12 protein-coding genes and 1 tRNA gene are annotated in these 13957 nt (G+C 69.4%); 6 read left to right on the top strand and 7 right to left on the bottom strand.

The genetic code is table 11. The annotated features are described in order from the left end of the window. The first annotated feature begins 88 nt into the window (after window positions 1-88). A complete protein-coding gene (locus ABFY20_RS10175; protein ID WP_368496137.1) occupies window positions 89-997 on the top strand; it encodes a PAC2 family protein in 909 nt (302 codons plus the stop codon). 30 nt (window positions 998-1027) lie between these two features. Here ABFY20_RS10175 and mshC read toward each other — a convergent pair whose 3' ends face one another. Genes mshC through ABFY20_RS10160 form a run of 3 tightly spaced genes read right to left on the bottom strand, consistent with a single transcriptional unit; the run spans window position 1028 to window position 4571 of the window. Then, window positions 1028-2317, bottom strand: coding sequence for a cysteine--1-D-myo-inosityl 2-amino-2-deoxy-alpha-D-glucopyranoside ligase (mshC, locus tag ABFY20_RS10170; RefSeq protein WP_368496136.1), 1290 nt, complete (start codon window positions 2315-2317; stop codon window positions 1028-1030). Window positions 2318-2373: 56 nt separating this feature from the next. Continuing rightward, window positions 2374-3198 (bottom strand): undecaprenyl-diphosphate phosphatase, encoded by an 825-nt coding sequence (locus ABFY20_RS10165; RefSeq protein ID WP_368496135.1) that lies wholly within the window; start codon window positions 3196-3198, stop codon window positions 2374-2376. Between the two features lie 59 nt (window positions 3199-3257). After that, complete coding sequence (locus tag ABFY20_RS10160; protein ID WP_368496134.1) at window positions 3258-4571, bottom strand: M20/M25/M40 family metallo-hydrolase; 1314 nt, start codon at window positions 4569-4571, stop codon at window positions 3258-3260. A 106-nt stretch (window positions 4572-4677) separates the two neighbouring features. Between ABFY20_RS10160 and ABFY20_RS10155 the strand changes: the two genes are divergently transcribed. From ABFY20_RS10155 to ABFY20_RS10140, 4 genes are all read left to right on the top strand, one after another. Continuing rightward, window positions 4678-4762, top strand: a tRNA-Leu gene (locus ABFY20_RS10155). A gap of 107 nt (window positions 4763-4869) precedes the next feature. After that, window positions 4870-5370 (top strand): DUF1269 domain-containing protein, encoded by a 501-nt coding sequence (locus ABFY20_RS10150; RefSeq protein ID WP_171704784.1) that lies wholly within the window; start codon window positions 4870-4872, stop codon window positions 5368-5370. 39 nt (window positions 5371-5409) lie between these two features. Next, a complete protein-coding gene (locus tag ABFY20_RS10145; protein ID WP_368496133.1) occupies window positions 5410-6012 on the top strand; it encodes a molybdopterin-dependent oxidoreductase in 603 nt (200 codons plus the stop codon). A 1-nt stretch (window position 6013) separates the two neighbouring features. After that, entirely contained in the window at window positions 6014-6727 is a 714-nt protein-coding gene (locus ABFY20_RS10140; protein WP_368496132.1) for an FAD-binding oxidoreductase, read from the top strand. 1 nt (window position 6728) lies between these two features. Here the strand turns inward: ABFY20_RS10140 and ABFY20_RS10135 are convergent, their stop codons facing one another. Together ABFY20_RS10135 and ABFY20_RS10130 are read right to left on the bottom strand one after the other, a co-directional pair. Then, complete coding sequence (locus ABFY20_RS10135) at window positions 6729-8201, bottom strand: peptide MFS transporter (protein WP_368496131.1); 1473 nt, start codon at window positions 8199-8201, stop codon at window positions 6729-6731. Between the two features lie 61 nt (window positions 8202-8262). Then, entirely contained in the window at window positions 8263-10086 is a 1824-nt protein-coding gene (locus tag ABFY20_RS10130) for a DEAD/DEAH box helicase (RefSeq protein WP_368496129.1), read from the bottom strand. Between the two features lie 95 nt (window positions 10087-10181). On the opposite strand from ABFY20_RS10130, the gene ABFY20_RS10125 reads away from it, so the two are divergent. Continuing rightward, window positions 10182-10994: an SGNH/GDSL hydrolase family protein gene (locus ABFY20_RS10125; RefSeq protein ID WP_368496128.1), complete on the top strand. Its 813-nt coding sequence runs from the start codon at window positions 10182-10184 to the stop codon at window positions 10992-10994. Window positions 10995-11058: 64 nt separating this feature from the next. On the opposite strand, the gene ABFY20_RS10120 is transcribed toward ABFY20_RS10125, so the two are convergent. Next, a complete protein-coding gene (locus ABFY20_RS10120) occupies window positions 11059-12318 on the bottom strand; it encodes a D-alanyl-D-alanine carboxypeptidase family protein (protein WP_368496127.1) in 1260 nt (419 codons plus the stop codon). A gap of 40 nt (window positions 12319-12358) precedes the next feature. Further along, window positions 12359-13924: an APC family permease gene (locus tag ABFY20_RS10115; protein ID WP_368496126.1), complete on the bottom strand. Its 1566-nt coding sequence runs from the start codon at window positions 13922-13924 to the stop codon at window positions 12359-12361. Between the last annotated feature and the right edge of the window lie 33 nt (window positions 13925-13957).

Here is a 13957-nt window from a genome sequence, read left to right as displayed (position 1 = left end):
ACGCCTCGCTGACGGCGGCGAACGCCTATCCTTGACTGACGGCGCCGCACCATGCGGTGGCCCGGAAGGCAGTGAGGTACCCATCACGGTGACAGACAACGGATTCCTGCGCGGTCGGCTCCTCCTGGTGGCGTTCGAGGGGTGGAACGACGCCGGGGAGGCCGCGACGGGCGCGCTCAGGGTGCTCAAGGAGCAGCTCGACGTGATCGTCATCTCCGAGGTCGACGCCGAGGAGTACTTCGACTTCCAGTTCAATCGCCCGAACGTCGTCGTCGACGACGACGGCAAGCGTGTGCTGGAGTGGCCGGGGGCGACCTTCTCGGGCCCCGACGTCACGGCGGGCGACCGCTCGGACGGCTCGAACGTGTACCTGCTCATCGGTTCGGAGCCCTCGCGCAACTGGCGTTCCTTCACCGCCGAGGTGATGGCGACCGTGCTCGCCGAGGAGATCACCGGCATCGTGCTGCTCGGGGCGATGCTCGCCGACGTGCCGCACACGCGGCCCATCTCCGTCTTCTCCACCAGCGAGAACCCCCTGGTGCGCAGCGAGCTCGACATCGAGCGCTCCACCTACGAGGGCCCGGTCGGCATTCTCAGCGTCATCGCCGACGCCGCCGAGAGCGCGGGCATCCCCACGGTGTCGATCTGGGCCTCGGTGCCCCACTACGTGCACAACGCCCCGTCGCCCAAGGCGACGCTGGCGCTGGTGGAGAAGATCGAAGAGCTCATCGGCCTGCCGATCGAGCGCGGAGAGCTGATCGACGAGTCGACGGCCTGGGAGTCGGGAATCGACGCTCTCGCCGGCGAGGACGACGACATGGCCGCCTACATCAGGCAGCTCGAGCAGGCGCGCGACACCGTCGACTCGCCCGAGGCCAGCGGCGAGGCCATCGCCCAGGAGTTCGAGCGCTACCTCCGCAAGCGCGGCGACGGAGGCCGAGGCGACGGCAGGGCCGGAGGCGACGGCCGCCCCGACGAGCCGTGGCGGCGCGACTGAGCCGAGCTCCGGCGGGGCCGGCGCTACCGACTAGAGCCTGACGCCGAGCAGCGCGTCGAGCGCGTCGGCGGCGAGCTCGTTCGCGGCAGACGTGTGCGGGATGCCGAACCAGTCGTCGAAGAGGTCGATCGCGCCCGGCGTGTCGAGGTCGTCGTGGAGGCGTGCCCGCACCGCGTCGACGAGCTCGAGCGCGCGCGCATCCTCGACCTCGGGGTCGAGGGCGGGAGCGTCGAGCGACCCCAGCTCGGCGACCGAACGGCGCCAGGCGGCGAGTCGCTCTGCGGCGCGCTGCTCGTCGCCCCGGTGCCACTCCCAGTCGTCGCGGTAGGGATGCGAGAGGATGGCGAGCCTGATCGCCGCTGGCTCCACCCCCGTCTCGCGCAGCTGCGAGACGAGCACGAGGTTGCCGAGCGACTTCGACATCTTCTCGCCGTCGAAGGCCACGAGGCCGCCATGGGCGTTCACCCGGGCGAACCGCTCACCGGTGAGGGCCGTGGCATGGGCGGCGCTGAACTCGTGGTGGGGGAACACCAGGTCTCCCCCGCCGCCCTGCACCGCGATCGTGTCGCCGAGGGTCTGGCGGGCGATGACCGAGCACTCGATGTGCCAGCCGGGCCGGCCGCGGCCCATCACCGACTCCCAGGCGGGCTCTCCGGCGCGCTCGGCGCGCCAGAGCAGCGGGTCGAGCGGGTCGCGCTTGCCGGGGCGCCCGGGGTCGCCGCCGCGCTCGGCGAACAGCCGGGCCATCGTCTCGCGGTCGAGCCCGCTCTCCGAACCGAGCGTCCAGGGCGTCGCGGCTTCGGCGGCGGCGATGTCGAAGTACCAGTCCGTGGCACCCGGCTCTGCGGCATCCGGGGTCTCTACGGCGTAGGCGATGCCCCGGTGGCGCAGCTCGTCGACGGCGTCGGCGATGGGCTCGATGGTCTCGGTGACCCCCAGGTAGGAGTCGGGCGGTACGACGGCGAGGGCGGCCATGTCGGTGCGGAACAGTTCGATCTGGCTCTCCGCGAGCTCTCGCCAGTCGACGCCGGTGGCTGTCGCGCGTTCGAGCAGCGGGTCGTCGACGTCGGTGATGTTCTGCGTGTACGAGACGTCGAGGCCAGCGTCGAGCCACATCCGCACCACCGTGTCGAAGGCGATGTAGGTGGCGGCGTGGCCGATGTGCGTGGCGTCGTAGGGGGTGATGCCGCACACGTACAGCGTGCCGCTCGGTGTGCCGGGGGCGCTGTCGAGGAACTGCCCGCTGGCGTCGTCGTGGAGACGAGGGGCGACTCCTCGGCCGGGGAGCTTCGGGAGGGCGGGTCGGGTCCAGGAACGCACCGCTCAAGCTTAGTTGCCGCGGGGCAACGGTCTGACGCGCAGGGCCGCCGAGACGCCTAGGCGGCGATGAGGCCGGCCGACAGCAGCACGATGAGCACGCCGCCGAGCGCGATGCGGTAGATGACGAAGGGCAGGAAGCTGCGCTTGGAGATGTAGCTCATGAAGAACGCGATCACGACGAGCCCCACCACGAAGGCGACGATGGTGGCGACGAGCGTTTCGAGCGGGCCGTAGACACCCGGCTCGCCGATGCTCTTGTACACCTGGTAGAGCCCCGAGCCGAACACGGCGGGGATGGCGAGCAGGAACGCGTAGCGCGCCGCCGCCCGGCGCTCGTAGCCCATGAACAGCCCCGCGGTGATGGTGCCCCCCGAGCGGGACACGCCCGGGATGAGGGCGAGGGCCTGAGCGAACCCGAAGATGATGCCGTGCGGCACGGTGAGGTCTTTGAGGCGGCGGCGCTTGGCGCCCACGTAGTCGGCGACGCCGAGCAGCACACCGAACACGATGAGCATGATCGCCACGATCCAGAGCGAGCGGAAGGTCGACTCGATGAGGTCTTGGAAGAACAGGCCGAGCACCACGATCGGCACCGAACCGATGATGATGAGCCACCCCATGCGCGCGTCGGGGTCGTTGCGGGGCACACGGCCCACCAGAGACTTCGCCCACCGGGAGACGATCTTCACGATGTCGCGCCAGAAGAACACCACGACGGCGGCCTCGGTGCCGATCTGGGTGATCGCGGTGAAAGCGGCCCCCGGGTCTTTGGCGCCCGGGAGGAACTCGCCGAGGATGCGCAGGTGGGCGCTCGAGGAGATCGGCAGGAACTCGGTGAGCCCCTGCACGAGGCCGAGGATGACGGCGTTCAGAAAGTCCATGGCTCCCTTTGCAGGTGGGTGGTCCGCGACGCAGCGGGAGTGGGATGGGGTGGGGCCGGTCAGTACCGGAGCAGGAGTTCGGTGAGAACGTCCGTGCCAAACCCTAGCGCGTCGATCGGCACGCGCTCGTCGACACCGTGGAACATCGCCGGGAAGTCGAGCGTGGGCGGCAGCTGGAGCGGGGCGAAACCGAACCCGCGGATGCCGAGAAGACTGAGCGCCTTGTTGTCGGTGCCGCCCGAGAGCAGGTAGGGCAGCACCTCGGCGCCCGGGTCGCGCTCCTGCAGGCAGGCGACCATGGTGTCGACGAGCTCGCCGTCGAAGGTGGTCTCGAGGCCGATGTCTTCGTGCGACACGACGATCTCGATGTCGGGCCCGACGATCTCGCGGATCTCGGCCATCACCGCCGCCTCCTCGCCCGGGAGCACGCGCACGTCGATCATCGCCTCGGCGCGGTCGGGTATGACGTTGTGCTTGTAGCCCGCGGTGAGTCCGGTGGGGTTGGCTGTGGTGCGCAGCGTCGCCGAGATGAAGCGTGAGGCCGTTCCGGTGGCGATGGCGAGCTCGTCGGGGCTCAGCACCTGGGGGTCTTTGCCGAGGATGCCGGCGACCCGGTCGAGCAGCTGGCGGGTGGTCGCCGTGAGGTGCAGCGGCCACTCCCGGCTGCCGATCGCCGCCACCGCTCTGGCGAGTCGCGTGACCGCGTTCTCCCGGTTGATCTGCGAGCCGTGCCCCGCCGTGCCCCGAGCGACGAGCTTCATCCAGATCAGGGCCTTCTCGCCGGTCTGCACGAGGTAGGCGCGCTTGCCGTCGAGGTCGATGGAGTAACCGCCGACCTCGCTGATGGCCTCGGTGGCCCCGGCGAAGAGCTCGGGACGGTGGTGCACGAGGTGGTGGGAACCGAACACTCCCCCGTTCTCCTCGTCGGAGAAGAAGGCGACGACGAGGTCGCGCTCGGGTTGCCTGCCCGAGCCGAGGATGCGGTCGAGGGCGGCGACGATCATCGCGTCCATGTTCTTCATGTCGACGGCACCGCGGCCCCACAGCATCCCGTCTTTGACCACACCCCCGAACGGGTCGACCGACCAGTCGTCGGCGATGGCGGGCACGACGTCGGTGTGCCCGTGCACGACGAGCGCGGGCTTCGAGCGGTCGCGGCCCTCGACCCGAGTCACGATGCTGGTGCGCCTCGGCGCGGCGTCGACCGCGGTCACCCGGAGGCCGAGCCGCTCGAGGTGCGAGGCCAGGTACTCCGCGGCCTCCGTCTCGCCGTTCGACCGGCCCTCGCCGTAGTTGGAGGTGTCGAACCTGATGAGGTCGCGGGCGATGCGGGTGGTGAGATCGAGCTCGTCGAGCGGAGGCGTTGACGTCATGCCCTCACGCTACCGGGCGGTCGTGCGAGGGGGTGGATTTCGACGCCCCGCATCCGTGCTACAGTCTTTCCTTGTCGCCGGAGAGATCCGAAAACGACAGACACCCGTCCGGGTGGCGGAAATGGCAGACGCGCTAGCTTGAGGTGCTAGTGCCCGTATAGGGCGTGGGGGTTCAAGTCCCCCCTCGGACACACTGGTTGAGACAGTGAAGACAAGAAGACCCGGCGTGACGCCGGGTCTTCTTTTCGTTGACCCGTTTCCCCTACGCTGTGGCTCATACCCTTGAAAGGACTGATCCATGGCAGATCTCATCGTCATCGCGTTCGACACCGAGGAGCAGGCGGAAGGCGCCTACGAGAAGGTGCAGGAACTGCAGGGCGACCTCATCGTGCAGCTCGCGGGCCTCGCCCTCGTCACCGTCGACCACGACGGCAAGACCCACGTGAAGAACCCCGGCGCCGTCGGCAACATCGGCCTGGGGGCCGCGGGCGGAGCGCTCTTCGGAACGCTCATCGGCATCCTCTTCTTCATCCCCTTCGTCGGTCTCGTCTTCGGCGGCCTGTTCGGTGCGCTGTTCGCAGGCATCGACAAGACGGGCCTCAACTCCGAGTTCCGCGCCCAGGTCAAAGACGCCGTCTCGGCCGGCAAGTCGGCGGTCGTCGTCTACACGACCAAGCTCACCGAAGACAAGTTCGCGGCGGCGCTGGCGCCGTACAACGGCACGGTCATCAAGACCTCGCTGAGCGCTGAGGACGAGCAGGCACTCATCCACGACCTGTCGGGCCAGCCGACGGCCTGATCGCTCTAAGCTGGGGCCACGGTCCGGAAGGAGAGCACTATGGGAATCGTCACAACGGGTTTCTTCGGCAAGCACCGCGAGGCCGATCCGAAGCTGCCCCCCGGGCAGTACGAGACGAAAGACTTCCCGGTGCTCTCCGCCGGGCCCACCCCGAACATCCACGACGGCGAGTGGGCGTTCTCCATCACCACCGAGACGGGCGACGTCACCCGCTGGAGCTGGGACGAATTCCGTGCCCTCCCCGTCGAAGACGTGCACACCGACATCCACTGCGTCACCCGGTGGTCGAAGTTCGACACCGACTGGCGCGGGGTGTCGCTCGACACGCTGTTCGAGGGAATCGAGACGAGCGCCGGCTACACCATGGCGCACTCCTTCGGCGGCTACACCACGAACGTCCCCCTCGAAGACCTGCTGGGCGGCAAGGCCTGGGTCGCGTTCGAGTACGACGGCGAGCCGCTCGACCCCGAGCACGGAGGCCCCGCGCGCCTGCTCGTGCCGCACCTGTACTTCTGGAAGAGCGCGAAGTGGGTGAAGGGTCTCAGTCTCCACGACAGCGAGGAGCTCGGCTTCTGGGAGGTCAACGGCTACCACGCCTACGGCGACCCGTGGAAGGAAGAGCGCTACTACTACGATTCGTAGCGTGGAATGGGCTGTGGCCGACGTCGTCGGCATCCGTGAAGAGACTCCGACCGCTCGCACCCTGATGCTGCGCATCCCCGGCTGGAAGGGTGCGCTGGCCGGTCAGCACATCGACGTCAGGCTCACCGCCCCCGACGGCTATCAGGCGGCGCGCTCCTACTCGCTCTCCTCCGCCGCCGGCGACGAGCTGGCCGCCGTGAGCGTCGAGCTCATGCCCGACGGCGAGGTCTCCCCGTACCTCGTGCGGGGCATCTCCGTCGGTGACCAGCTCGAGGTGATCGGTCCGCTCGGCGGCTGGTTCGTCTGGCGCCCCGAGCAGACCGAGCCGATCCGGCTCATCGGCGGGGGCTCCGGCATCGCTCCCCTGGTGTCGATCCTCCGCACGCACATCCGCTCGGGCAACACGGCCGCGGTGAAGCTGCTCTACTCGGTGCGCTCGCCCGAGTACGTCTACTTCGCCGATGAGCTCGACGCGCTCACGAGTGAGGCCGGTGCCGAGGTGACCATCCAGTACACCAGACACGCGCCCGAGGGGTGGCAGGGCACGATCGTCAGGCTCGATGCGCGCCGCGTCACGGACTGGGCGCAGGGCGACCAGAACGCATCCACCTACATCTGCGGCCCCACCCGCTTCGTCGAGCTCGCCTCCGACGCCCTGGTGGCCGCGGGGGTGGACCCCACGACCATCCGCACCGAGCGCTTCGGCGGTGCCTGAGTTACCGCACGCCCTGCATCAGCTTGCGCACCCACGGGGTCACGAGGATGAGCACGACACCGATCGCGATGGCGACCGCCCCCGAGATGCCGAAGTAGGGCGGCTCGTTCGTCTCGTCGTAGAACGTTGCGAGGATGCCCGCCATCGCGCTGCCGAGAGCGATCGAGAGGAAGAACAGCGCCACCATCTGTGTCTCGAACACTTTCGGCGCGAGCTTGGTCGACAGCGACAGCCCGACGGGCGACAGCAGCAGCTCGGCGATGGTGAAGACGAGGAGGATGCCCACCACCGCGATCAGCGGGGTACCGTGCGCACCGGTGCCCGAGAACGGGATGAAGAGCAAGAACGCGATGCCCATCACGATGACCGCGGCGGCGAACTTGTACGGGGTGGCGGGCTGCTTGGCACCCCACTTCGTCCAGATGGCGGCGAACACCCCTGACAGCACGATGATGAAGACCGGGTTGATCGACTGCACCCAGGGTTCCGGCATCTGCCAGCCGAACAGGTCGAGGTTCAGCCTGTCGGCGGCGTAGATCGGCAGCACGGTGAACTGCTGCTGGTAGAGCGACCAGAAGGCCACCGAGGTGATGAACATCGGGATGAAGGAGAACACCCGTTTGCGCTCGACTGCGGTGATCTTCTTGCTGGTGAGGATGACCGCGAACAGTGCGATGGCCGCCAGGAGGGTGATGATGGCCACGGCGTTGGCGAGGTTGTCGGGGGTCAAGACCCCTACCAGCACGGCGACCACGATCAGGGCGACGGCACCGACGACGATTCCGGCCATGGGGAGACGACGTGCCGCCGGAAGCGGGTTCGGCACCGCCTTCGCCTCTGCGGGAAGACTGCGCCGTCCGAAGGCGTACTGGGTGAGGCCGACCGCCATGCCCACAGCGGCCAGGCCGAAGCCCCAGTGGAAGCCGGCCACCGACTGCAGCAGGCCGGTGAGCAGCGGGCCGAGGAAGGCTCCCAGGTTGATGCCGAGATAGAACAGCGAGAATCCGGCGTCGCGCCTCGGGTCGTCTTCGCGGTAGAGCGTGCCGACGACCGAGGTGGCGTTCGCCTTCACGCCGCCCGACCCCAGTGCGATCAGCACGAGGCCGACGCCGAGTCCGAGGAGACCGGGCAGCAACGACAGGGCGATGTGCCCGGCCATCACCACGATGGCGCTGAAGAAGAGAGTGCGCTCGGCGCCGAGCAGGCGGTCGGCGATCCACGCCCCGAGGATCGTGGCCAGATAGACCGAGCCGCCGTATGCGCCGATGATGCCCAGGGCGACCGGCTGAGGGATGCCCAGACCGCCCTCCGCGGCGGTGTAGTACATGTAATAGATGAGGATGCCCTGCATCCCGTAGAAGGAGAAGCGCTCCCACATCTCGACGCCGAAGACGTGGACGAGGGAGAACGGCTGCCCGAAGAAGGTGCGCTCCCTCTTCGTGGGAGAGTCGGGCGGGGCGGTCTCTGTCGTCATTGAGCCATAGTGGCACGCCACGGGGGCTCCACGACCGCGCGCCCTACCCCGCCTTCGCGGGTCAGCGCCCGGCGGCGCCCATCCACTTGCGCACCGTCACGATGCGCGACTGGAGCTGCGTCACGCTCGCCTGCGCGACCGCGGGGCCGCCGCAGATGCGACGCAGTTCGGCGTGGATGAGCCCGTGCGGCTCGTTCGATTGCTTCGACCAGATGCCCACGAGCGAGTTGAGCAGGGTGCGTTGCTCCTTCAGGGTGCGATAGAGCGGTGCCGGCACCCCGCCCTGGTCGGGGGTGTCGGTCTTCGGCATCCCGTTCTTAGCCTGGTGCTTCTGCTGTCTGGCCTGGCGGTGCTGCAGAAGGTCTTTCACCTGGTCGGGCTCCAGCAGCCCGGGGAGGCCGAGGAAGTCGAGCTCTTCTTCGCTGCCCACCACGGCCTGGAAGCCGAACTCGCCCCCGTCGTAGACCACGCGGTCGAAGGTCGCCTCCGAGCCGATGGCCACGAACGAGAACTCCTCGGTGAGGCCCTCCGAGGCGCGCTCCTCGCGGTTGGCAGCGGCGATCATGGCGTCTTCGGGGTTGTAGAAGTCGCCCTCGGGGTTCGAGCCGTCGTCGCGCTTGTCGAGCGCGTGGTCGCGCTCGAGCTCGAGCTTCTCGGCCAGCGCCATCAGCGCCGGCACGTTGGGCAGGAAGACGGATGCAGTCTCCCCACGACGTCGGGCCCGCACGAAGCGGCCGATCGCCTGCGCGAAGAACAGGGGGGTCGAGGCGCTCGTGGCGTACACGCCGACGGCGAGGCGAGGCACGTCGACGCCTTCCGACACCATGCGCACGGCGACCATCCAGCGCGAGCTCCCCTCGGAGAACTGCTGGATGCGGTCGGAGGCCTCCTTCTCGTCGGAGAGCACGACCGTCACCCGTTCCCCGGTGATCGACTCCAGGATGGTCGCATAGGCGCGCGCGACGGTCTGGTCGGTGGCGATCACCAGGCCGCCCGCATCCGGAATCGACTGCCGCACTTCGCTGAGGCGCTTGTCGGCGGCGCCGAGCACCTGGGGAATCCAGTCGCCGGCCGGGTCGAGAGCGGTGCGCCACGCCTGCGAGGTGATGTCTTTGGTGTTGCCCTCGCCGAGCCTCGCCTCCATCTCGTCACCCACCTTGGTGCGCCACCGCATGTGCCCGGCGTAGACCATGAAGAGCACGGGGCGCACGACCCCGTCTTTGAGGGCGCGGCCGTAGCCGTAGCTGTAGTCGCTCCGTGAGGTGCGGATGCCGTGCTCATCGGGGAGATATTCCACGAACGGAATGGGCGAGGTGTCGGAGCGGAAGGGCGTGCCGGTGAGGGCGAGCCTCCGGGTCGCGGGCTCGAACGCCTCGCGCACCGCATCGCCCCAGCTCAGCGCGTCTCCACCGTGGTGCACCTCGTCGAGGATGACGAGGGTGCTCGCCCCCTGAGTCAGCTCGCGGTGCAGGGCGGGCCGTGCAGCCACCTGCGCGTAGGTGAGCGCCACGCCGTGGTAGTGCCGGCCGAAGCGCGACTCGCTGTTCTTGAAGCCGGGATTGAGCCGCACCCCGGCGCGGTCGGCGGCGTCGGCCCACTGCCGCTTGAGGTGCTCGGTCGGGGCGACGACGATCACCCGGTCGACGGTGCGGCGGTGCAGCAGCTCTGAGGCCAGGCGCAGGGCGAAGGTGGTCTTGCCGGCGCCGGGGGTCGCGGCGGCGAGGAAGTCGCGCGGTTCCTTCGCGAAGTAGGCAGTGAGCGCCTCCTCCTGCCAGGCCCGCAGGCGGCCCGCCGTACCCCACGGAGCGCGGGCCGGGAAGGAGGGTGAGAGGTGGCCAGCTGCGCTCGTCCCGGGTGCCGGTTCGTAGTGCGGGGCGTCTGTCACGATGTTCGAGGATACCCCTCCCCGCCGACATCACCGCACCGGGTGGCGCTCGCGCGAGGTCTACCCTGGAGGAGGTTGCGAGAGGAGTCCGATACATGTCACAACCGCATCCCTGGCGTCGCTACGTCGCTCTGGGCGACTCGTTCACCGAGGGTCTCGGCGACCCCGAGCCCGCGAGCCCCGGCGGGCTGCGCGGCTGGGCCGACCGGGTGGCCGAGGTGCTCGCGGCCACCGCCGACGGCGAGTTCTCGTACGCGAACCTCGCCATCCGCGGGCGGCTGCTGCAGCAGATCGCCGACGAGCAGATCGAGCCGGCGCTCGCCCTGCAGCCCGACCTCATCACCATCTCGGCGGGCGGCAATGACGTCATCCGCCCCGGCACCGACCCCGACGACATCGCGGCGCGCTTCGAGGTGGCGGTCAGGCGGTTGCGGCGCGACGACGCGACGGTGGTCATCTTCACCGGCGTCGACACCGCTTTCACCCCCGTGTTCCGGGGCATCCGCGGCAAGGTCGCGATCTACAACGAGAATCTCAGGGTGATCGCCGACCGCTACGACTGCGTGGTGGCCGACCAATGGGGGCTGAAGGAGATCCAGGATGCGCGGATGTGGGCCGACGACCGGCTGCACCTGAACGCGCTCGGCCACCACGAGGTCGCCCGTCAGGTGCTGCGGGCGCTCAACGTCGACAACGACCTCCAGCCCGGCGAGCCCGAGCCCTTGCCCGGTCGCAGCTGGCGCCAGGCCCGCGCCGAAGACCTGGTGTGGGCGCGCGTGCACCTCGTGCCCTGGGTGCTCCGTCGCATCACGCACCGGTCGAGCGGCGACGGCATCGCGCCGAAGCGTCCGGTTCCGGGGCCGGTGCCGGGCCGGGCGCCCGGGTCGGCGGGCGATACCCCGAGCTGAGCCGGGACTTCCCCGAGCCCTGCTCGCACCGGAGTGCGACCGGAGACCTGCCCCGCCCATCCGCTCAGCCGAACAGGCGCCCCGGGTTCGCCAGGCGCCAGCCGAGGTCGGGGCCCTCGAGCTCGCCGGCCAGGGCGACCGGCACGGTGAACTCCGGGCCGTCGAGGGAGACGCCGCTGAGATCGAAGCGCGCCGTGCCCACCTCGGTGCCGGCCGCGCCTGACTCGCGGTTCTCCACCGCTGTGCTCGATGTCACCTCGACCCCCGACCACACGGTGGCGTCGACGTCGTCGGTGGCCACCACGTCGGCCTCCGAGCCCCAGGCCGTCGTGTACGACCCCACCACATCGCCCGCCGAGACCACCCGCAGCACCTGGAAGCCGCTCTGCGCCGACTGCAGCAGCGAGAGCACCGAGGCGTGCAGCTGGTCTTCGCTCGGCGCCCCGAGCACCACGCCCACGAGCTGCAGCGTCTCGTCGCCGACGGTGTAGTCGGCCGAGAACAGCAGGCAGAACCCGGCCTCGTCGGTGGTGCCGGTCTTGATGCCGTCGATGCCGCTCTCGCCGAGCAGGTCGTTGGTGTTGTCGACGGCGCCGAGCTCGGGCAGCGTGTCGCTCGCGGTCGCCACGATGGGCGCGAGCACGGGGTCGGCGAGGGCCATGGCGCCGAGCGCGAGCAGGTCGTGGGTGGTGCTGCGCGATCCGGGGTCGAGGCCCGAGGTGTCGACCACCGCCGTGCCGGTGAGCCCCTTCTCGGCGAGCCACGCGGTGGCGGCGGCGAGGTAGGCGTCGACCGAGCCGAACGCCCAGGTGGTGAGGGTGAGGCTGTAGTTGTTGGCCGACTCGAGCATCATGATCTCGATCACCTGGCGTTCGCTCAGCACCTGGCCCGGGTAGACCGACGCCCAGGAGCCGCCCACCGCGATGGTGGCGGCCAGGAAGTCGGCGTCTTGCTGCGTGATGCCGATGTCGGGGCCCTGGCCGCCGTCGGCGATCGGCTTCTCGTCGAGCACCACGAGGGCGGTGATGGTCTTCGTGATGCTCGCGATGGGGATCGAGTCGGTGCTGCCGCTCGAGCCCAGCTCGAGCCCGGCAGGGTCGTCGCCCTCCCCCGCGATGCCGATGGCGCTCGTGCCCTGCGCGGGTGTCTGCAGCGGCACCGCTGGGGTCGACACCGCCGGAAGCGTGACGAGGGCGGCGGATGCGCTCGGCACCGGCGCGAACAGCGCGACGGGCAGGTAGGTGGCGAGGAGCGCCACCACGAGGAGCACGGCCCCCACGACGATGCGCCGGCGCCGGTAGACGGCAGGGCTCGGACGACTCACCCGCCCATCCTAGGGCGGCGTTCCGGGAGGCTCCCCGACGCTACATGCGCCCGCCGTCGACCGAGTAGGGCACGGGGTGGTCGTCTTCGGGCACGAGCACCTCGGTGTCGCGGTTGAGGCTCTCGCCCCTGAAGAAGGCCTTGGCCCGGGGGAAGAACGCCCAGATCACCATCAGCACGGCACCGAGGGCGAGCGAACCGATTCCGATCACGAACACGCCGCCGATGCCGAAGATGACGGTGTAGCCGTACTCCGGGTCGTACATGTCGATCGCCGACTGGATGAACGCCGCCGTGAGCATGAGCCCGCCGAGGAGCGGGAACAGACCCTTGAAGAGGAAGTTGCGCGCCGACGTGAAGATCTCCCGCCGGAAGAACCAGACGCAGGCGAAGCTCGTGAGCGAGTAGTAGAACGCGATGGCGAGCCCGATCGAGAGGATCGTGTCGGCGAGGACGTTCTCGCTCACGATCGTCATGCCCACGTAGAAGGCGACAGCCACCACGCTCATGAAGATCGTCGCGAAGCGCGGGGTGTGGAACTTCGGGTTGATGCGGCCGAAGGCCTCGGGAAGAGCCCGGTAGGTGGCCATGGCGAGCGTGCCGCGGGCGGTGGGGAGGATCGTGGTCTGGGTCGACGAGATGGCCGAGACGCACACGGCGATGACGAGCAGCCAGGCCCAGGGCCCGAACACGGCGTCTTTGAGAGCGAAGAACACGTCTTCGGCGTTGCCCTCGTTGCCGAGCCCGATTCCCGAGTCGCCGAGGCCCGCGAACGCCATGGCGGCGACGGTGACCGAGACGTAGGTGACCAGCAGGATGACCGTCGACAGCACCGCGGCGCGACCCGGGGTGCGCTGCGGGTCTTTGGTCTCCTCGTTGAGGGCGAGGCAGGTGTCCCACCCCCAGTAGATGAACAGGCACAGGAGGATCGCCTCGGTGAAGCCCGAGAGCGAGGTGAAGGCGAACGGGTTGAACCAGTCGAGCTGCGGTGTCGTGGAACCCGCGGGGGCGGTGCCGGCGAACACGTTCCAGAGCGCGAACACGACGAACAGTGCCAGCGCGAGGTACTGGATGGCGAGCAGCACGTTCTGCAGCCGCTCGCCGATCTCGAGACCCCGCACGCTCACGAAGGTCATCACGCCGATGAAGACGACGCCCGTGGCGGTCACCAGAGGCACGTTGTCGTAGAGGTCGGGGTTGTTCGTGAGCAGCCACAGGTACTTGCTGCCGATCTGCGCGAGGTTCGCCAGCACGATGATGCCGGCCACCGCCACGCCCCAGCCGGCCAGCCACCCCGTCCACGGCCCGAACGCCTTCGTCACCCAGGTGAACGCGGTGCCGCAGTCGGGCACGGCTCGGTTGAGCTCGCGGTAGGCGTAGGCGGTGAGGAACATCGGGATGAACGCGAGGATCATGGCGATCGGCGCCTGCGCCCCGACGGCGAGCACCACGAAGCCGACCGTCGCCGCGAGCGAGTAGACCGGTGCGGTCGAGGCGAGCCCGATGACGGTGGAGCCGAAGAGCCCGAGGGTGCCGGTCGCGAGCCCCTTGCCGCCGGTGGGCGGCGACGCGGATGCAGCGGATGCGGCGGCGCTCTTGTCGGTCATGGGCGGTCCTCCCTCGGAACGGTAGGGGAAGCC

The sequence above is a fragment of the Herbiconiux sp. A18JL235 genome, from assembly GCF_040939305.1.
In the GTDB taxonomy this organism is placed as follows: domain Bacteria; phylum Actinomycetota; class Actinomycetes; order Actinomycetales; family Microbacteriaceae; genus Herbiconiux.
This window is presented reverse-complemented; position numbering and strand designations above follow the sequence as displayed.

Bases quoted from the DNA above. Each gene is read 5' to 3' on its own strand.
- ABFY20_RS10165 (WP_368496135.1), bottom strand. From the start codon at position 3,198: ATGGACTTTCTGAACGCCGTCATCCTCGGCCTCGTGCAGGGGCTCACC.
- ABFY20_RS10160 (WP_368496134.1), bottom strand. From the start codon at position 4,571: ATGACGTCAACGCCTCCGCTCGACGAGCTCGATCTCACCACCCGCATC.
- ABFY20_RS10150 (WP_171704784.1), top strand. From the start codon at position 4,870: ATGGCAGATCTCATCGTCATCGCGTTCGACACCGAGGAGCAGGCGGAA.
- ABFY20_RS10145 (WP_368496133.1), top strand. From the start codon at position 5,410: ATGGGAATCGTCACAACGGGTTTCTTCGGCAAGCACCGCGAGGCCGAT.
- ABFY20_RS10135 (WP_368496131.1), bottom strand. From the start codon at position 8,201: ATGACGACAGAGACCGCCCCGCCCGACTCTCCCACGAAGAGGGAGCGC.
- ABFY20_RS10125 (WP_368496128.1), top strand. From the start codon at position 10,182: ATGTCACAACCGCATCCCTGGCGTCGCTACGTCGCTCTGGGCGACTCG.
- ABFY20_RS10115 (WP_368496126.1), bottom strand. From the start codon at position 13,924: ATGACCGACAAGAGCGCCGCCGCATCCGCTGCATCCGCGTCGCCGCCC.